Here is a 17674-nt window from a genome sequence, read left to right as displayed (position 1 = left end):
TGGCGGGTCGGTCGGACAGCGCCTCCCGGAGCCACCGCGTCCAGAACGCCTCCGGTTCGATGGCCCCGCGCAGCACGAGGTCCCGCAGCCGGTCCTCGTCGGCCGCGAAGCGCGCGACCGGCGCGGCCTCTTCCATCTGCTGGCCGAGCGGGTCGCGGACATGCCCGCGCAGGACCCGCAGACGCTGCTCGACCGCGTCCTGGACCGGTACCGGGCCCGGCGACGACGCGGCGCCCGCGCCGACCGCGCCGCGTGGCGGGCCCGTCAGACCAGGTCCATCGTCCCGACCTCGGCCAGCGCCTCCCGGAGCCACCGCGTCCAGAACGTCTCCAGTTCGATGCCCCCGCGCAGCACGAGGTGCCGCAGCCGGTCCTCGTCGGCCACGAGGCCGGGCGGGAAGTCGCGCCGCTCGATGTCCGCGTACTCGGCCAACTGGGCCTCGTGCAGCGCCAGGTGCCTGCGCAGTTCCTCCGCCAGGCCGCGGCCCCCGACCACCGCCGCCGCGCGCATGCGCAGCAGCAGCGGGTCGCGGATCGGCCGGGGTTCGTCACCGGCGGCGACCCAGCCCGCCAGTTCCTGCCGCCCGGCGGGCAGCACCTCGTACTCCTTCTTCTGTCCCCGGGCGGGGTGCGCCGCGGGCAGCGCGCGGATCAGTCCCGCCTCCTCCAGCCGCCCGAGTTCGCGGTAGATCTGCTGGTGCGTCGCGGACCAGAAGTAGCGGATGGAACGGTCGAAGCGCCGCGCCAGCTCCAGCCCCGAGGACGGTTTCTCCAGGAGGGCGGTGAGGATGGCGTGCGGGAGCGACATGCCCGCATCCTACGGACGGGCCGCGGTCACAGCGCCGCGGCCAGTTCGGTGCCCTGGCGGACGGCCCGCTTCGCGTCGAGTTCGGCGGCCTCGTCGGCGCCGCCGATGAGGTGGACCTCGTACCCGGCGGCGCGCAGGGCGTCGTACAGGTCGCGGCGCGGTTCCTGCCCGGCGCACAGGACCACGGTGTCGACCGCCAGCGTGCGGCGCTCGCCGCCGACGGTGATGTGCAGCCCGTCGTCGTCGATCCGGTCGTAGGCGGCTCCCGCGACCATGGTGACGCCCCGGTGCTTCAGCTCGGTGCGGTGGATCCACCCGGTGGTCCTGCCCAGGCCCGCGCCGACCTTGCCGGCCTTGCGCTGCACCAGGTGCACGGTGCGCGGCGGCGCCGGCCGCTCGGGAGCCCGCAGCCCGCCCCGGTTCGCGTAGCCGGTGTCCACGCCCCACTGCCGGAAGTACGTCTCCGGGTCCCGGCTCGCGCCCTCGCCGCCGTCGGTGAGGAACCCGGCCACGTCGAAGCCGATCCCGCCCGCACCGACGATCGCGACCCGCTCGCCCACCGGGGCGCCGTCGCGGAGGACGTCGAGGTAGCTCAGCACGCTGGGGTGGTCCACGCCCTCGATCCGCGGCGTGCGCGGCGCGACGCCGGTGGCGAGGACGACCTCGTCGAAGCCGGGCTCGTGCGCGGCCAGCGTCTCCGGCGTAACAAGGGTGTTCAGGCGCAGTTCCACGCCCTCCTCGGCCAGCCGGGTGCGGAAGTAGCGCAGCGTCTCGTCGAACTCCTCCTTGCCGGGGACGTTGCGGGCGACGGTGAGCTGCCCGCCGATCCGGTCGGCGGAGTCGAAGAGCGTGACGGCGTGGCCGCGTTCGGCCGCGGTGACCGCGCAGGAGAGTCCGGCGGGCCCGGCGCCGACGACCGCGACACGCTTGCGCAACCGGGTGGGCAGGAGGACGAGTTCGGTCTCGTGGCAGGCCCGCGGATTGACCAGGCACGAGGTCAGCCGGCCGCTGAACGTGTGGTCGAGGCAGGCCTGGTTGCAGCCGATGCACGTGTTGATGGCCTCGGCGCGGCCCTGCCGGGCCTTGGCGACGAACTCGGGGTCGGCGAGCATCGGGCGGGCCAGGGACACCATGTCGGCGTAGCCGTCGGCGAGCAACCGCTCGGCGACCTCGGGGGTGTTGATGCGGTTGCTGGTCACCAGCGGCACCGAGACCGCGCCCATGAGCCGCTTCGTCACCCAGGTGTACGCGGCGCGCGGCACGGAGGTGGCGATGGTGGGGATGCGGGCCTCGTGCCAGCCGATGCCGGTGTTGATGATCGTGGCGCCGGCCGCCTCGACCGCCCGGGCGAGGGCGACGACCTCCTCCAGGGACGAACCGCCGGGGACCAGGTCGAGCATCGACAGACGGTAGACGATCACGAAGTCGGTGCCGAGCCGTTCGCGGGTGCGGCGGACGATCTCCAGCGGGAAGCGGGTGCGGTTCTCGAACGGCCCGCCCCAGCGGTCCTCGCGGTGGTTGGTGGCGGGTGCGACGAACTCGTTGATCAGGTAGCCCTCGGAGCCCATGATCTCGACGCCGTCGTAGCCGGCCGCGCGGGCGAGTCCGGCGGCGCGTACGAAGTCCTCGATCGTCTGCTCGACCTCGTCGCCGGTGAGGGCGTGCGGGACGTGGGGGCTGATCGGCGCCTGGAGCGCGCTCGGCGCGACCAGTTCGGGGTGGTAGGCGTACCGCCCGAAGTGCAGGATCTGCATCGCGATGCGGCCGCCCTCGCGGTGCACCGCCCGCGTGACGACGGTGTGCCGGTCCGCCTCCTCCTCGGTGGTCATCCGCGCGCCGCCCGGGTAGGGGCGGCCCGGGTCGTTGGGTGCGATGCCACCGGTGACGATCAGCCCGACGCCGCCCCGGGCCCGCTCGGCGTAGAAGGCGGCCATGCGCTCGAAGCCGCGCTCGGCCTCCTCCAGCCCCACGTGCATCGAGCCCATGAGGACGCGGTTGGGGAGGGTGAGGAACCCGAGGTCGAGCGGGCGCAGCAGATGCGGGTAGCGGCTCATCGAGGTCTCCTCGGGCATCGGCGCGGCGGAGTGCCGCCCGTCCTTTGTAGACCGCGGGCCCTGATTTGTGCAACTAGTTGCACAAGACCCGGCGGCTGCGCCGCGGGATCCGCACAGCGCACCGGGTCAGCCGATGTCGAGGCCGTCGACCAGCCGGTTCAGGAACCGCGTGAACGTCGCCTCGGCGCTGCGAGGGCCCCGGCCGGCTCGGGGGTGCCGGGCTTCGGCGGCGACGGCCGCGAGGTGGCGCGCCTCGGCCGCGGCCCGCGGTTCAGGGTGTGGGCCGCGGCGGGCTCCATCGCGGGTCGCGGCCCGTCGCGGCGAGCAGCCGTCCGAAGCCCGATTGCCCCGGCGGCAACGACACCGGCTCACCGAAGAACTTCATGGAGCGCGCCGTCGACCCATCTCGTCGACGAGGGCCGCCAGCACCCGAACCGCGTCCTCGCCGGGCACGAAGGCGCGGTCCGTGGCCCGGGCCAGGTCCCAGGCGTGCACGGTCAGGTCGAGCAGGACCATGCCGCCGACGGTGCGCGCCGGGAGGTTCATCGAGCCGGCCACCCCCTCGTCGGCACCGGGCACGGCCCACGCCTCCACCAACAGCGCGGCCTCCTCCGCGAAACGGTCGCGCCATCCGTCGCCGAGGGCGGCGAGACGGTCGGGCGTGGAGGAGAAGTCCGCCGGCTGCCTCGCCGCGATCGCCCGGAAGCCGACGACCACGTGGAAGAGGTGGTTCAGCAGGTCCCGCACGTCGTACTCGGCGCACGGCGTCGGCGCCGCCAACCGGTCGTCCGGCACTCCTGCCACCACGGGCAGAGCCCGGTCGCGGACGGCTGCCGGCAATTCACCGATGGTGTCTGTCATGCCGCGACGCTACGGCGGGCCGCGAGCGCCCGGCTTGAACAAACGCGACACCCCGCCGCCGTACCATCGCCCTCATGGCCGGTCAGGACACACCGCGGCGCGACACCCGGGGCATCGTCGCCGCCCCGGAACTCTTCGCCCGTGTGCGCTTCCGGCGGCGGGCCCCCGCGCCGGAACTGCGGCCGTACCTGGAGCACTACTGGCTCATCGACTGGGACCTGGGCGAGCCGTACGCCTCGCACGTCGTGCCGCACCCCTCGGTCAACGTCGTCTTCCAGCGCTTCGCGGGCGCGCCGGACCTCGGGGAGGTCGCCGGCGTCGGACTGGGCCTGTTCACGCAGAAGTTGGAGGGCGCGGGGCGGGTGTGCGGGGTGCAGTTCCGCCCGGGCGGGTTCCGGCCGTTCGCCCCGGCGGTGCCGGTGTCCCACTGGACCGGGCGCCGGGTCGCGCTGGACGAGGCGCTGCCCGGCCACGCCGCCGCGCCCGCTGCCGTGCTCGGGCCGGACGGGGAGGACGACCGGGTCGCCGCCCTGGACGCCTTCCTGCTGTCGCTCGCCCCCGCACCCGATCCCCAGGCCGCCCTGGCGATGGCACTCGCCGAGCGGATCCGGCACGACCGCGGCATCCTGCGCGTGGCCGGGTTCGCGCGTGCCGAGGGGCTGTCCGTGCGCTCGCTGCAACGCCTCTTCGCCGCCCACGTCGGCGTCAGCCCCAAGTGGGTCATCCTCCGCTACCGCATCCACGAGGCCCTGGAGCGCGCCGAGTCCGCGAAGGCCGTCGACTGGGCGGGCCTGGCGGCCGAACTCGGCTACAGCGACCAGGCCCATCTGGTCCGGGACTTCACCGCGACGGTGGGGGTCCCTCCGACCGCCTACGCGGGCTGAGCGCGCGGGTCCACGGGTGCATGCCAAGAGTGACAGGGAACGCACCCAAATGGGGTGATTTCTCCTTGCCTGACATAGTCAAGAAATCTACGCTCATGTCAGCGGGACAGTCACCCGACTGCGGGAGGGCGTCACGGCGTCCGCTCCCGGCGACCACCTCCGCAACCACGGGAGGCCACCGTGATCATCGACTCCGCCACTCTTGATCCGGCATCCGCCTACAAACTGCTCATCGGGAGCATCATTCCCCGGGCGATCGGCTGGGTGAGCACCCTGTCGGTGGACGGCGTCCCCGATCTCGCCCCATGCCGACGCGATGCACCGCACCGCCGCCGAATTCGACCCCGGGGTCGACGAGTTCGACGCGGTGGGCCTGGAGAAGGGGCCGTGCGAGGCGGTGCGGCCGCCGCGGGTGAAGGGGGCGCCGATCGCCATGGAGTGCAGGGTCGAGCGGATCATCACGATCGGCGACCTCGACGACCACGTCGTCTTCGGGGAGGTCGTGCGATTCCACATCCGCGACGACATCCACCTCGACAGGGGCCGCATCGGCACCAACGCCCTTCCCGCGGTCGCGCGGCTCGCGGCCGAGTACACGGTGGTCGAGAACGCCTTCACCACACCGCTGGACGGCGGCATCCTCGGCGCCCGGCACGGACGCCGGGTGAGCCGGCTCGACGCCCGGCCCACCGACTGGTCGCCCATCGACGGCGACGCATGGTCCCCTTCCGGATCGGTCAGGTCCTGAGTCACGCACACCAAGGAGGTTCTTCGCATGGCGGAACGCAAGGATGTCGAGTTCCAGGCCGAGGGTGGCGTGCGCTTGCGCGGGTGGCTCTTCCTGCCCGACGGGCCCGGCCCGCACCCCGCGATCACAATGGCGCACGGTTACGCGGGCACCAAGGACCACGGCCTCGAACCGTTCGCCCGGGCTTTCGCGGACGACGGCTTCGTCGTGCTGCTCCACGACCACCGGGGCTTCGGCGCGAGCGACGGCGAGCCGCGCCAGGATGTCGACCCCTGGGTCCAGATCGCCGACTGGCGGCGGGCGGTCTCGTTCCTCGAGAGCCTGCCCGAGGTCGATCCGCTGCGCATCGGCCTGTGGGGCACCAGTTACGCCGGCGGGCACGCGATCGTCCTGGGGGCGACCGACCGCCGGCTGCGCTGCGTGGTGGCCCAGGTGCCGACGATCAGCGGCTACGAGCAGGGGCTGCGGCGCGTGGCCCCGGAGGCGGTCGCCGGGCTCGAGGAGTCCTTCGCGGAGGACGAGCGCGCCCGGTTCCGCGGGGAACCGCACCGGCGGACCGCGATCGTGAGCGACGACCCCGCCGTGCCCGCCTCCTACCGCACCAGGGAGGCGATCGACTTCTACCTCCAGCCGCTGCCCGAGGGGGTCTGGACGAACGAGGCGACCGTCCGCTCCGGACGCGCCGCCCGGATGTACGAGCCCGGCGCCTGGGTCCCCCGTGTCTCGCCGACCCCGCTGCTGATGGTGGTCGCGCTGAACGACACCGTGACCGTCACCGATCTGGCGCTCGCCGCGTACGAGCGGGCCCTGGAGCCGAAGCGGCTGGTGACGCTCGCCGGCGGCCACTTCGACCCGTACGTCGCCCGGTTCGCGGAGGCGAGCGGCGCCGCCCGGGCCTGGTTCCGCGAGCACCTGGCCTGAGTCGGCGGGCTGCCAGGGGCGTACGTCCCTCACTTCTGTCATCCGCAGGGAGAAGGGCTACGGTGGTGGCATGGCGTGGTCGGCGAGCGAGCGATTCGAGGTGCGGCCCGCACCGGGCGGACTCTTCCTGGTGCAGGAGCTGCTGAACACCGCGCCCGGCGGCCGGCCGCGCAACCCCGACCTGCTGGACACTCTCGCCTCCGCGCAGCCCTGGCTCGACGGCGTCATGGACGCCTGGGCGGGGGCCTCGGGCCGCGGCCGTGAGCGCGTGGCGCTCATCGAAGGCGACCTGGACGAGCTCAAGCGGCTGCGCACCCGGCTGCGGCAGGCCCTGTCCGCCGCCGGACCCGAGGCGGCAGCCGGGGCGGGGGACGCGCTGCTGGCCGCGGAAGCGGTGACGCTCCGGCTGGCCGCGGACGCCACCGTCACCGTGGAGCCCCGGGGCGACGGCGCCCGGCGCGTCACCTCCGCGGTGCTGGCGGAGTGTCTCGTCGCGCAGACACGCGGCGTCTGGCCGCGCCTGAAGATCTGCCGGTACGGCCGCTGCGCCGTCGCCTTCTACGACCACTCGCGCAACAGCAGCGCCGTCTGGCACGACGCCCGGGTCTGCGGCAACACCGTGAACCTGCGGGCCTCGCGCGAGCGCCGCCGCGCCCGGCCGCAGGGCTGATCCCCGCCGGGGCGGGCGGTTACCAACTCCTGACCTCCGAACGTGCGTCGGGGGCACCCCTGAGCGGGCACACCCCTTGTGGAGGGCGCGAATACGCCCGTTTCCGCCGAGGTACGCATGTGTCGTTGCATCCTGCGACAAGGGAGCCGAGCCCCGTGGCAGAGCATCCGATCACCCCCCGACTGACCCCGATCCCCATCGACGGAACGACTCCGTGCGGGCGCCTGGAGACCGGTGCCGCGCTGCCCTGCGGGGGCCGTGCCGAGTGGCACGTGCAATGGCTGCCCGGGCACGGGTCGTTCGCGTGCAATGCGCACATGGCGGAGGCCCGGCGGCTGTTCGCCTACATAGACCGGCATCGCGTCGGGTCGGACTGCAACATGCCGGGCGCGCTGTGGGCGCCGGGGCGCTGCGCGGTGCCCCGGAGCCAGGCGAAGGCGGCCTGACACCGGGGGCCGTGCGTCAGCCGGAGAAGGCGCCGAGGATGCGCCCGGCCGCCGACGTGGCCGTCAACGTGCCCTCGCGGACCTGGCGTTCGACCTCCGGGGCCAGACGGCGGACCTCGGGGTGGTCCCGCAGCCGGCCCAGCAGTTCGTCGCGGACCATGCTCCAGGCCCACTCCACCTGCTGGTCGCGACGCTTGGCCTCCAGCCGCCCCCCGGAGTCCAGGAGCGCGCGGTGCTGCTCCAGCCGTTCCCAGACGACGTCGAGGCCGGTGTCCTCGCGGGCGCTGCAGGTGAGCACCGGCGGGGTCCAGACAGCGTCGGCGGACTGCATCAGCCGCAGGGCGCCGGACAGTTCGCGGGCGGCGGCGCGCGCGTCGCGCTCGTGCGGGCCGTCGGCCTTGTTGACGGCGATGACGTCGGCGAGCTCCAGCACGCCTTTCTTGATGCCCTGGAGCTGGTCGCCCGTGCGGGCCAGCGTGAGCAGCAGGAAGGAGTCGACCATGCCGGCGACCGCGGTCTCCGACTGGCCGACGCCCACGGTCTCCACCAGGACCACGTCGTAGCCCGCGGCCTCCACCACGACCATCGACTCACGGGTCGCCTTGGCGACACCGCCGAGCGTCCCGGCCGACGGCGACGGCCGCACAAAGGCCGCGGGGTCCACCGACAGCCGTTCCATCCGCGTCTTGTCGCCGAGGACGGAGCCGCCGGTCAGCGTGGACGACGGGTCGACGGCGAGCACCGCGACCCGGTGGCCGAGGCCGGTGAGCAGCGTGCCGAAGGCGTCGATGAAGGTGGACTTGCCCACTCCGGGGACGCCGCTGATGCCGATCCTGCGGGCCCTGCCCGCGTGCGGCAGCAGCTCGGTCAGCAGCCGCTGGGCGAGCTCCCGGTGGTCGGGCCGCGACGACTCCACCAGGGTGATGGCGCGCGCGATCCAGGCCCGGGAGCCGTCCAGGACTCCTTTGGCGTAGACATCCGGGTCGATTGGCCGGCGCATGGGCTCACAGCTCGTGGCCGAGCGCGGCGGCGAGCCGCGTGACCAGGTCGTGGGCGGAGTCCGGGATGACCGTGCCGGGCGGGAAGACGGCGGCCGCGCCGGCCTCCAGCAGTTCGGGCACGTCCTGCGGCGGGATGACGCCGCCGACCACGATCATGATGTCCTCGCGCCCCTCGGCGGCCAGTTCCTCGCGCAGCGCGGGCACCAGCGTGAGGTGTCCGGCCGCCAGCGAGGAGACGCCGACGATGTGCACGTCGGCCTCCACCGCCTGCCGGGCCACCTCGGCCGGGGTCTGGAAGAGCGGGCCGACGTCCACGGTGAAGCCCAGGTCGGCGAACGCGGTGGCGATCACCTTCTGGCCGCGGTCGTGGCCGTCCTGGCCCATCTTGGCGACGAGGATGCGCGGACGGCGGCCCTCGGCCTCCTCGAAGCGGCCGACCAGCGCGCGGGTGCGGTCCACGGACGGCGACTCCCCTGCCTCGTTGCGGTACACACCGGAGATCGTACGGATCTGCCCGGCGTGCCGGCCGTACACCTTCTCCAGGGCGTCGGAGATCTCGCCGACGGTCGCCTTGGCCCGCGCGGCGTTCACCGCGAGTTCCAGCAGGTTGCCGCTGCCGCCGGCGGCGGCCGTCAGGGCGCTCAGCGCGTCCTGGCAGGCCCTCTCGTCGCGCTCCTCGCGCAGCCGGCGCAGCTTGGCGATCTGCTGGGTGCGCACGGAGGAGTTGTCGACCTTGAGGACCTCGATCTTCTCGTCGCTGTCCACCCGGTACTTGTTGACGCCGATCACCGGCTGCCGGCCGGAGTCGATGCGGGCCTGGGTGCGGGCCGCGGCCTCCTCGACGCGCATCTTGGGGATGCCCGCGTCGATGGCCTGGGCCATGCCGCCCGCGGCCTCGACCTCCTGAATGTGCTGCCAGGCGCGGCGCGCCAGGTCGTACGTCAGCTTCTCCACGTACGCGGACCCGCCCCACGGGTCGATGACCCGGTTGGTGCCCGCCTCCTGCTGGAGCAGCAGCTGGGTGTTGCGGGCGATGCGCGCGGAGAAGTCGGTGGGCAGCGCCAGCGCCTCGTCGAGGGCGTTGGTGTGCAGCGACTGGGTGTGGCCCTGGGTGGCGGCCATGGCCTCCACGCAGGTGCGCGTGACGTTGTTGAAGACGTCCTGCGCGGTGAGCGACCAGCCGGAGGTCTGCGAATGGGTGCGCAGGGACAGCGACTTGACGTTCTGCGGCTCGAACTGCCGGACCAGCTTGGCCCACAGCAGGCGTGCCGCGCGCAGCTTGGCGATCTCCATGAAGAAGTTCATGCCGATCGCCCAGAAGAACGACAGCCGCGGCGCGAAGGCGTCCACGTCCAGGCCCGCGCCGAGACCGGCCCGCAGGTACTCCACGCCGTCCGCGAGGGTGTAGGCCAGCTCCAGGTCGGCCGTGGCCCCGGCCTCCTGGATGTGGTAGCCGGAGATGGAGATGGAGTTGTAGCGCGGCATCCGCTGCGAGGTGTACGCGAAGATGTCGGAGATGATCCGCATCGAGGGCTTCGGCGGATAGATGTAGGTGTTGCGGACCATGAACTCCTTGAGGATGTCGTTCTGGATGGTCCCGGCCAGCTTCTCGGGCGGTACGCCCTGCTCCTCGGCGGCCACGATGTAGAGCGCGAGCACCGGCAGCACGGCGCCGTTCATCGTCATCGACACGGTCATCCGGTCCAGCGGGATGCCGTCGAAGAGCTGCCGCATGTCGTAGATCGAGTCGATCGCCACGCCCGCCATGCCGACGTCGCCCGTGACGCGCGGGTGGTCGCTGTCGTAGCCCCGGTGGGTCGGCAGGTCGAAGGCGACCGACAGGCCCTTCTGACCCGCGGCCAGGTTGCGCCGGTAGAACGCGTTGGACTCCTCGGCGGTGGAGAAGCCCGCGTACTGGCGGATCGTCCAGGGCTGGTTGACGTACATCGTCGGGTAGGGGCCGCGCAGGTACGGCGCGATGCCCGGGTAGGTGCCCAGGAAGTCCAGGCCCTCCAGGTCGCGTCCGGTGTACAGCGGCTTGACGCCGATGCCCTCGGGCGTCTCCCACAGCAGGTCCTCGGCGGCGCGGCCGGTGGTCTCCTTGACCGCCGCGCGCCACTGGTCCTCGGTGGCGCCGCCGCCGGCGCCCGGTCCCAGCTCGATCTCGGAGAAGTCCGGGATCCGCATCACGCCACTCCGATCCGGTCGAGCACCGAGGTCAGGACGGCGACCGCGTCGCCGCCCGCGAAGACGAACGCGTCGACGCCCGCCTCCGTGAAGGCCGCTTCCCGCTCTCCCGGCCGCCCGGCCAGGAAGACCGGGCCCGCGCCCGCGGCCTTGAGGGCGGCGGCCACACCGGCGGCCTGCTCCTCGTACAGCGCGTCGCTGGAGCACAGGCACGCCGCCTGCGCGCCGCTGCGGGCGAAGGCGTCGGCCACCGACCCGGCGTCCACCGAGAGCGGGTCGTGGACGGGCTCGATGCCACCGGCCTGGAAGAGGTTGGCGGCGAAGGTGACCCGGGCGGTGTGCGCGGCGGCCGGACCGAGGGCGGCCAGGAACACCCGGGGACGGGCCCCGGTGGCGGCCAGATGGGCGTCCGAGCGGGCGCGCAGCGCCTCGTACGCCTCATCGCGGCGGACCCTCGGCAGACCGCCGGAGAGTACCGCGGGCGCCGGGTCGCGCTCGACCGGTGCCTCGGAGAGCAGCGGGAACTCGCTGACGCCCGTGACGGGCTCGCGGCGCTTGGCCAGCGCCTTGGCCCGCACCCGCCAGGTCGCCGCCAGCCGCTCGCCGACCAGGCCGGAGGCCAGCGCCGCGGCCTGGCCGCCCGCGCGCTCCAGCTCCTGGAACCAGGACCAGGCGGCGTCGGCGAGTTCCGCGGTGAGCCGTTCCACGTACCAGGAGCCGCCGGCCGGATCGACGACCCGGGCCAGGTGGGACTCCTCCATCAGGATCGCCGAGGTGTTGCGCGCGATGCGCCGGGCGAAGGCGTCGGGCAGGCCGAGCGCGTGGTCGAACGGCAGCACCGTGACCGAGTCCGCGCCGCCGACACCGGCGGCGAGCGTCGCGACGGTGGTGCGGAGCATGTTCACCCACGGGTCGCGGCGGGTCATCATCACCGGCGAGGTGACGACGTGCTGGCGCTGCGCCGCGGCGGCCGCGGTCGCGCCGCACACCTCGGCGACCCGGGACCACAGGCGGCGGGCCGCGCGCAGCTTGGCGATCGTCAGGAACTGGTCCGCGGTGGCGGCGTAGCGGAACTCCAGCTGCCCGCAGGCCGCGTCGACCGGCAGCCCGGCCCCGGTGAGCGCGCGCAGGTAGGCGACGCCGGTGGCGAGGGAGGCGCCGAGCTCCTGGGCCGCCGAACCGCCGGCCTCGTGGTACGGCAGGGCGTCCACGGTCAGGGCGCGCAGCCCCGGGTACTCCTCATGGGAGCGCAGGGCGAGCCGCGCGGCCTCGGCCGTGTGCGCGTCGAGCGACCCGGGGTCGCCCGTGCGGGCCACGTGCCCCAGCGGGTCGGCGCCGAGGTTGCCGCGGGCGGCCTCGCGGGCCGTGCCGTGCTCCTCGTACAGCGCGAACAGCGCGTCGGCCGCCGCCCCGGTGTCCGGGCCGGCGTCGAGCACGACGGGCGCGAGGTCGAGGAGGACGCCCCGCAGCGCGGTGCCGAGCTCGGCAGCGGGAACACCGCGGTCGCCGACGGCGAGCCAGAGGGAGGTGACCCCGTTCTCGAGGTCGCTCAGCACGGCCTCATTGGTGCGGACCGCGTCGGGCCGCGTGTGGCGCTGGCGTACGTCCCAGCCGCCGGCCACGGCCCCCGCCGGCGCGGCGCCGCGGGTGAAGGGCGCGAAGCCGGGAAGTCCGACCGCGTCGCCGAAGGCTCCGGGCGCGTCGGGCGCGGTGTACAGGGGGCGCGTGGTGAGCCCGTCTTCGAGGGTGGTGGACAGCGCGTCCTCCACCGCCTCTCCCGACACGTCCTTGCCCGCCTTGCGCAGCACACCCTCGACGAGGGACTGCCATTGCGCACGGCTCGCATCCGGGAATTCGGCGGCCAGAGAAAGCCCGTCGTCAGGCAGGACCGTCATGCCTCAAAGGTTAGTGGGCGTTCGCAGGCGCGCAGCAGGGGCAACGCCTGTGACCTAGCCCATTCCGGGGCGTCTTGATCGGTTCCACTCCGATGCCCTATCCGGCGCCCGCCCCGCGGGCCGGTTCCGGCGTTTCGGGAGCGGTCCCGTGCCGCGCGCCGCCCAGTTCGGCGACCTCGCGCCGCAGCTCCTTGACCTCCCGCAGCAGTTCCTCGGTCAGCTCCTGGAGGATCCGGCCCTCCTCCTCGTCCTCCTGGAAACGGGCCAGGAACCAGGCGGCGATGTTGGCCGTGACCACACCGAGCAGGGCGATCCCGGACAGCATCAGGCCGACGGCGATGAGCCGGCCGACGCCGGTGGTGGGGGCGTGGTCGCCGTAGCCCACGGTCGTCATGGTGGTGAACGACCACCACAGCGCGTCGCCGATCGTGCGGATGTTCCCGTGCGGCGAGTGCCGCTCGGCCTCCAGGACGGCGACCGAGCCGAAGGCGAGCAGCCCCAGCACCGCACCCACCACATAGGTCGTCAGCCGCACCTGCGCGGCCAGCCGCACCCGCTGGCCCACCAGGAAGAGCGCGGAGACCAGGCGCAGCAGGCGCAGCGGCTCGAGCAGCGGCAGCACGACCACGGCCAGGCTCAGCGGCTGGCGCCTGATGAACTCCCACCGCTGCTCGCTCAGCCCCAGGCGGACCAGGTAGTCGCCCGCGAAGAGCGCCCACACACTGCGCTCGGTCCAGTGGGCGGTGGTGATGAGCGCCGGGTCGGCGCCCGGCACCAGGATCGGCAACGCGTACGCCGCGCCGAACACCAGCGCCAGCGCGAGCAGCGGCGCCCTGGTCCGCTGCTCCCAGCGTTCGAGACGGTTCATGGGGGCAGTATCCCGTGCGGCCCCGGCGCGGCGGGCGTCCGAGCGTCGTTGCGTCCGGCCGGGTGTCCACCGTTGACCTGCGGCGACGTACGGTCCGCGGGAGGCGGACAGGACGGCACGGAGCGACGCTCAACTACGCCTGTCGCAAGCGGTGTTGACCGGCGGAAGTCGTCTCCGGCGGCAGCGGGTTGGCGCAGGCTTCGCGACTGCTTCTCCTCGCCGCCAACGGGAGTTCGCGCGGGCCTGGTGACACTGGCCACCCCTGTTACGGCCGCGGACATCCCGGGAGACAGGCCTTACATGAACGCCATCGACCGCAGACGCTTCATGCAACTGGCGGGCGGTACCGCCGCCTTGTCGGTGCTCTCCACCAGCATCGCCCGAGCGGCGGAGATCCCGGCGAACCGCAGGACGCGTTCGCTCCAGGACATCGAGCACATCGTCGTCCTGATGCAGGAGAACCGCTCCTTCGACCACTACTTCGGCACGCTGCGCGGTGTCCGCGGTTTCGGCGACCCCCACCCGGTGGCGCAGCCGAACGGCAAGCCGGTCTGGTACCAGTCCGACGGCAAGAAGGACGTCCTGCCGTTCCGCCCCGACCACGACGACCTCGGGCTGGCGTTCCTCCAGGACCTGCCGCACAGCTGGAACGACGGCCACGCCGCGGTCAACCAGGGCAAGTACGACAAGTGGGTGCCCGCCAAGTCCGCCACCACCATGGCGCACCTGACCCGCGAGGACATCCCGTTCCACTTCGCGCTCGCCGAGGCCTTCACGATCTGCGACGCGTACCACTGCTCGTTCATCGGCTCGACCGACCCGAACCGCTACTACATGTGGACGGGTTACACGGGCAACGACGGCAAGGGCCGCGGCCCCGTCCTCGGCAACGAGGAGGCGGGCTACGCCTGGACGACGTACCCGGAGCGCCTCGAGCAGGCGGGCGTGGACTGGAAGATCTACCAGGACATCGGCGACGGCCTCGACGCGGCCGGCGGCTGGGGCTGGATCCAGGACGCCTACCGCGGCAACTACGGCGACAACTCGCTGCTGTACTTCGACCAGTACCGCAACGCCAAGCCCGGCGACCCGCTGTACGACAAGGCCCGTACTGGCACCGACGCCAAGAACGGCCAGGGCTTCTTCGACATCCTGCGCGCCGACGTCACCGCGGGCACGCTCCCGCAGGTCTCCTGGATCGTGGCGCCCGAGGCGTTCACCGAGCACCCCAACTGGCCGGTCAACTACGGCGCCTGGTACATCGCGCAGGTCCTGGACGCCCTCACCTCCAACCCGGAGGTGTGGAGCAAGACGGCGCTGCTCATCACCTACGACGAGAACGACGGCTTCTTCGACCACGTCGTGCCGCCGTTCCCGGCCGCCTCCGCCGCCCAGGGCAAGTCCACCGTCGACGTCTCCGGCGACCTGTACGCGGGCTCCGCCGCGCACCCCGCGGGCCCGTACGGGCTCGGCCAGCGCGTGCCGATGTTCGTGGTGTCGCCGTGGAGCAAGGGCGGCTACGTCTGCTCGCAGACCTTCGACCACACCTCGATCATCCAGCTGATCGAGCGCCGCTTCGGGGTGACCGAGCCCAACATCTCCCCCTGGCGGCGCGCGGTGTGCGGCGACCTGACCTCGGCGTTCGACTTCCGGCACAGCGACACCGACGCGGCGGAGCTGCCCGACACCAGCGGCTACCTCCCGCCGGACAACAAGCGCCACCCCGACTACGTGCCGACCCCGCCCGCCAAGGGCGCGCTCCCCCGCCAGGAGGGCGGCATGCGCGCGGCACGGGCCCTGCCGTACGACCTGTCCGCGGACGGCCGGGTCAGCACCGCCACCGGAACGCTGCGGATCGACTTCGCCTCGCACGGCACCGCGGGGGCCGGCTTCCTCGTGACGTCGGCGTCGCACGCCGCCGGCCCGTGGACGTACACCGTCGAGTCCGGGCGCTCGCTGTCCGACACCTGGAGCGTCGCCGAGGACGCGCAGGGGGGCTACGACTTCACCGTCCACGGCCCCAACGGCTTCCTGCGCCGCTTCGCCGGCGGGGTCACCGGCGCGGGCCCCGAGGTCAGCGCCCGCCACGACGGCGACCTCGGCATCCTGCGGCTGGTGCTGACCAACGACGGCCCCACCACGGTGGAGTTCACGGTGGCGGACGGCTACGGCAAGGAGAAGACGGCCACCTACAAGCTGCGTCCCGGCGCCCGCGTCGTGCACTCCGCGGAGACCAAGCGCAGCCAGGGCTGGTATGACCTGACCGTCACCGCGGACCACGACGCCGGCTTTGTGCGCCGTCTGGCCGCCCACGTGGAGAGCGGCTACACGAGCACCAGCGACCCGGCCATCGCCGCCCGCTGACGGCCCGTCACCCGCAGGCCTTCCGTCGGCCGCGGCCCGGCATCCCGCCGGGTCGCGGCCGGCGCCGTCACGGCGTCGCGGGCGCGGGGCCGCCGGGGCCGCCGGGGCCGCCGGGGCCGCGGTACGGGAGGGTCTGCCGGTAGACCACGCTGGTGGCCGTGCTGCCGAAGCCGGCCAGTTCGTCCATGACCGTCTCCAGATGGGCCATGGAGGTGGCGGCGACCTTGAGCACGTAGCAGTCGTCGCCCGTGGTCCGCAGGCACTCCAGGATCTCCCGCCGCTCGCCGAGCAGGCGGTGCAGCGGCTCGTGCCGGCTGCCGGGGTACTTCAGCCGGACGACGGCGAGCACCGGGAACCCCGCCTTCTCCAGGTCCACCTCGGCCCGGTAGCCCGTGACGATGCCCAGCGCCTCCAGCCGGCGGACCCGCTCGGTCGTCGCCGACGGGCTCAGGCTGACCCGGCGCGCGAGTTCGGTGAAGGGGACGCGCCCGTCGCGTTGCAGCTCGTCCAGGATCGCCCAGTCGGTCCCGTCAAGAGTCTCGGCCATGCGCGCAGAATACCGTTGGATCCACGGCGACTTGCCCGGCAGACCGTGAGGAATGCCTTACGGTCTGCCGCCCGCGGTGGATAGCCTGACCGTTGTGCGCCTTGGTGTGAACGTCCCCAATTTTGGACCGGGTACCGACCCCGGTGTGCTGCGCGACTGGGCCCGGACGGTGGAGGGGCTCGGCTTCGACCTGCTGATGGTCTCCGACCACCTCGCGGTGACCCCCGATGTGGCCGAGCAGTACCCGGCCCCGTTCTACGAGCCGTTCACCGCGCTCTCGTGGCTGGCCGGGGTCACCGAACGGGTGGGCCTGGGGACCACGGTGCTGATCGTCCCGTACCGGCACCCGCTGGCCGTGGCCCGGATGGCCGCCAACCTCAACGCGCTCAGCGGCGGCCGGCTGGTGCTGGGGGTGGGCGTCGGCTGGGCGCGGCAGGAGTTCGAGGCGCTCGGTGTCCCCTTCGAGCGCCGCGGCCGGCTGACGGACGACCACCTGGGGGTGATCCGGGCGGCGTGGCGGAACGAGGCCGACTACGCCGGCGGCCGGATCCCGCTGTGGGTCGGCGGCAACAGCGACGCGGGCATCCGCCGGGCGGTCCGGCTGGGCGACGCCTGGCATCCGCTGCGCGCCACGATGCCGTGGCTGCGCGGCGGACTCGACCGGCTCGTCTCGGCGGCGCGGGAGGCGGAACGGCCGGTCCCCGCGTTCACCCCCCGGGTCCTCCTGCGGCTCACCGACGCCCCGGTCACCACGCCCGACCGGCGTGCCGGTGAGGGCACGCTCGACCAGATCCTGGACGACCTGCGTCAACTGCGGCTGATGGGAGCCGAGTCGGTGGTCCTCGACCCCTTCGGCGGCGACCCCGGCGAGACACTGCACCCGCAAGGGGCCTGGTACGCGCTCGCGGCGCTGGCCGCCCGGCGCACGGAGACAGAAGTGGAACCGGGAACGGAGAGGGAGACGGAGTGACCATGGACGACGAGACGACACGCCTGCTGCGCAGGGCCGTCGCGCTGGCGGCCGAGGCCCGCGCGTCGGGCAATCCGCCCTTCGGCTCGCTGCTGGCCGGCCCGGACGGCACGGTGCTCGCGGAGGAGCGCAACAGCAGCATCACCGACGACGACATCACCGCCCATCCGGAACTCAAGCTGGCCCGGTGGGCGGCGCGGGAGCTGGACCCGGCGACCGCGGCCGCCACGACGATGTACACCAGCTGCCAGCCCTGCGGCATGTGCGCGGGGGCCCTGGAGCGGTCCGGCCTCGGCCGGGTGGTGTACGCCCTGTCCGGTGAGCAGCTCACGGGCCTGAAGTCGCCCGCCGCGAAGGCCGGGTTCCCGCGGGTTCCGCAGGAGGGCCCGGCCCTCTACGACGAGGCCCGCGTCCCGGTCGAGGGCTACTACTGACCGGGACACGGGCGAGG

Annotated in this window: 16 protein-coding genes and 1 pseudogene; 8 read left to right on the top strand and 9 right to left on the bottom strand. The window is 73.4% G+C overall.

Annotated features, from left to right (window positions below):
- Window positions 1-25: 25 nt before the first annotated feature.
- From ACIP9H_RS21855 to ACIP9H_RS21840, 4 genes and pseudogenes are all read right to left on the bottom strand, one after another.
- Window positions 26-313: pseudogene (locus tag ACIP9H_RS21855) on the bottom strand (hypothetical protein); the annotation flags it as partial.
- Window positions 265-807: a PadR family transcriptional regulator gene (locus ACIP9H_RS21850; RefSeq protein ID WP_401593819.1), complete on the bottom strand. Its 543-nt coding sequence runs from the start codon at window positions 805-807 to the stop codon at window positions 265-267. The gene ACIP9H_RS21850 and the pseudogene ACIP9H_RS21855, both read right to left, overlap by 49 nt.
- A 26-nt stretch (window positions 808-833) precedes the next feature.
- Window positions 834-2861, bottom strand: a complete 2028-nt coding sequence (locus tag ACIP9H_RS21845) for an FAD-dependent oxidoreductase (protein ID WP_401593822.1) — start codon at window positions 2859-2861, stop codon at window positions 834-836.
- Window positions 2862-3242: 381 nt separating this feature from the next.
- Window positions 3243-3722 carry a TIGR03086 family metal-binding protein gene (locus ACIP9H_RS21840; protein WP_401593825.1) on the bottom strand — a complete coding sequence of 160 codons (480 nt, stop codon included), beginning with the start codon at window positions 3720-3722 and terminating at the stop codon, window positions 3243-3245.
- Window positions 3723-3796: 74 nt separating this feature from the next.
- Here ACIP9H_RS21840 and ACIP9H_RS21835 point away from each other — a divergent pair, with 74 nt between their 5' ends.
- From ACIP9H_RS21835 to ACIP9H_RS21815, 5 genes are all read left to right on the top strand, one after another.
- A complete protein-coding gene (locus tag ACIP9H_RS21835; protein ID WP_401593828.1) occupies window positions 3797-4606 on the top strand; it encodes a DUF6597 domain-containing transcriptional factor in 810 nt (269 codons plus the stop codon).
- Window positions 4607-4922: 316 nt separating this feature from the next.
- On the top strand, window positions 4923-5354 hold the full coding sequence (locus tag ACIP9H_RS21830) for a flavin reductase family protein (RefSeq protein ID WP_401593831.1): 432 nt from the start codon (window positions 4923-4925) through the stop codon (window positions 5352-5354).
- 27 nt (window positions 5355-5381) lie between these two features.
- Window positions 5382-6275: an alpha/beta hydrolase gene (locus ACIP9H_RS21825; protein ID WP_401593834.1), complete on the top strand. Its 894-nt coding sequence runs from the start codon at window positions 5382-5384 to the stop codon at window positions 6273-6275.
- A 70-nt stretch (window positions 6276-6345) separates the two neighbouring features.
- A complete protein-coding gene (locus tag ACIP9H_RS21820) occupies window positions 6346-6945 on the top strand; it encodes a CGNR zinc finger domain-containing protein (RefSeq protein ID WP_401593837.1) in 600 nt (199 codons plus the stop codon).
- A gap of 155 nt (window positions 6946-7100) precedes the next feature.
- A complete protein-coding gene (locus ACIP9H_RS21815; RefSeq protein WP_401593840.1) occupies window positions 7101-7391 on the top strand; it encodes a hypothetical protein in 291 nt (96 codons plus the stop codon).
- Between the two features lie 16 nt (window positions 7392-7407).
- Here ACIP9H_RS21815 and meaB read toward each other — a convergent pair whose 3' ends face one another.
- The 4 genes from meaB to ACIP9H_RS21795 form a co-directional block, all read right to left on the bottom strand.
- Window positions 7408-8391, bottom strand: coding sequence for a methylmalonyl Co-A mutase-associated GTPase MeaB (meaB, locus tag ACIP9H_RS21810; protein ID WP_401593843.1), 984 nt, complete (start codon window positions 8389-8391; stop codon window positions 7408-7410).
- 4 nt (window positions 8392-8395) lie between these two features.
- Complete coding sequence (scpA, locus tag ACIP9H_RS21805) at window positions 8396-10579, bottom strand: methylmalonyl-CoA mutase (protein ID WP_401593845.1); 2184 nt, start codon at window positions 10577-10579, stop codon at window positions 8396-8398.
- Complete coding sequence (locus ACIP9H_RS21800) at window positions 10579-12474, bottom strand: methylmalonyl-CoA mutase family protein (RefSeq protein WP_401593848.1); 1896 nt, start codon at window positions 12472-12474, stop codon at window positions 10579-10581. The genes scpA and ACIP9H_RS21800 overlap by 1 nt, the downstream gene beginning before the upstream one ends.
- Before the next feature lie 97 nt (window positions 12475-12571).
- Complete coding sequence (locus tag ACIP9H_RS21795) at window positions 12572-13342, bottom strand: potassium channel family protein (protein WP_401593850.1); 771 nt, start codon at window positions 13340-13342, stop codon at window positions 12572-12574.
- Between the two features lie 300 nt (window positions 13343-13642).
- On the opposite strand from ACIP9H_RS21795, the gene ACIP9H_RS21790 reads away from it, so the two are divergent.
- Complete coding sequence (locus tag ACIP9H_RS21790) at window positions 13643-15706, top strand: phosphocholine-specific phospholipase C (protein WP_401593853.1); 2064 nt, start codon at window positions 13643-13645, stop codon at window positions 15704-15706.
- Window positions 15707-15773: 67 nt separating this feature from the next.
- On the opposite strand, the gene ACIP9H_RS21785 is transcribed toward ACIP9H_RS21790, so the two are convergent.
- Complete coding sequence (locus tag ACIP9H_RS21785; protein WP_401593856.1) at window positions 15774-16253, bottom strand: Lrp/AsnC family transcriptional regulator; 480 nt, start codon at window positions 16251-16253, stop codon at window positions 15774-15776.
- 94 nt (window positions 16254-16347) lie between these two features.
- Here ACIP9H_RS21785 and ACIP9H_RS21780 point away from each other — a divergent pair, with 94 nt between their 5' ends.
- Together ACIP9H_RS21780 and ACIP9H_RS21775 are read left to right on the top strand one after the other, a co-directional pair.
- Complete coding sequence (locus ACIP9H_RS21780; RefSeq protein ID WP_401593859.1) at window positions 16348-17223, top strand: TIGR03619 family F420-dependent LLM class oxidoreductase; 876 nt, start codon at window positions 16348-16350, stop codon at window positions 17221-17223.
- A 2-nt stretch (window positions 17224-17225) separates the two neighbouring features.
- Window positions 17226-17657 carry a nucleoside deaminase gene (locus tag ACIP9H_RS21775; RefSeq protein ID WP_401593862.1) on the top strand — a complete coding sequence of 144 codons (432 nt, stop codon included), beginning with the start codon at window positions 17226-17228 and terminating at the stop codon, window positions 17655-17657.
- Window positions 17658-17674 lie beyond the last annotated feature (17 nt).

It is taken from the genome of Streptomyces sp. NPDC088732, assembly GCF_044751205.1.
Lineage (GTDB): Bacteria > Actinomycetota > Actinomycetes > Streptomycetales > Streptomycetaceae > Actinacidiphila.
Note: the sequence above shows the minus strand (reverse complement) of the source record. Positions and strands in the feature narration are given on the sequence as shown.

Bases quoted from the DNA above. Each gene is read 5' to 3' on its own strand.
- ACIP9H_RS21850 (WP_401593819.1), bottom strand. From the start codon at position 807: ATGTCGCTCCCGCACGCCATCCTCACCGCCCTCCTGGAGAAACCGTCC.
- ACIP9H_RS21845 (WP_401593822.1), bottom strand. From the start codon at position 2,861: ATGAGCCGCTACCCGCATCTGCTGCGCCCGCTCGACCTCGGGTTCCTC.
- ACIP9H_RS21840 (WP_401593825.1), bottom strand. From the start codon at position 3,722: ATGACAGACACCATCGGTGAATTGCCGGCAGCCGTCCGCGACCGGGCT.
- ACIP9H_RS21835 (WP_401593828.1), top strand. From the start codon at position 3,797: ATGGCCGGTCAGGACACACCGCGGCGCGACACCCGGGGCATCGTCGCC.
- ACIP9H_RS21830 (WP_401593831.1), top strand. From the start codon at position 4,923: ATGCACCGCACCGCCGCCGAATTCGACCCCGGGGTCGACGAGTTCGAC.
- ACIP9H_RS21825 (WP_401593834.1), top strand. From the start codon at position 5,382: ATGGCGGAACGCAAGGATGTCGAGTTCCAGGCCGAGGGTGGCGTGCGC.
- ACIP9H_RS21820 (WP_401593837.1), top strand. From the start codon at position 6,346: ATGGCGTGGTCGGCGAGCGAGCGATTCGAGGTGCGGCCCGCACCGGGC.
- meaB (WP_401593843.1), bottom strand. From the start codon at position 8,391: ATGCGCCGGCCAATCGACCCGGATGTCTACGCCAAAGGAGTCCTGGAC.
- scpA (WP_401593845.1), bottom strand. From the start codon at position 10,579: ATGCGGATCCCGGACTTCTCCGAGATCGAGCTGGGACCGGGCGCCGGC.
- ACIP9H_RS21800 (WP_401593848.1), bottom strand. From the start codon at position 12,474: ATGACGGTCCTGCCTGACGACGGGCTTTCTCTGGCCGCCGAATTCCCG.
- ACIP9H_RS21795 (WP_401593850.1), bottom strand. From the start codon at position 13,342: ATGAACCGTCTCGAACGCTGGGAGCAGCGGACCAGGGCGCCGCTGCTC.
- ACIP9H_RS21790 (WP_401593853.1), top strand. From the start codon at position 13,643: ATGAACGCCATCGACCGCAGACGCTTCATGCAACTGGCGGGCGGTACC.
- ACIP9H_RS21785 (WP_401593856.1), bottom strand. From the start codon at position 16,253: ATGGCCGAGACTCTTGACGGGACCGACTGGGCGATCCTGGACGAGCTG.
- ACIP9H_RS21775 (WP_401593862.1), top strand. From the start codon at position 17,226: ATGGACGACGAGACGACACGCCTGCTGCGCAGGGCCGTCGCGCTGGCG.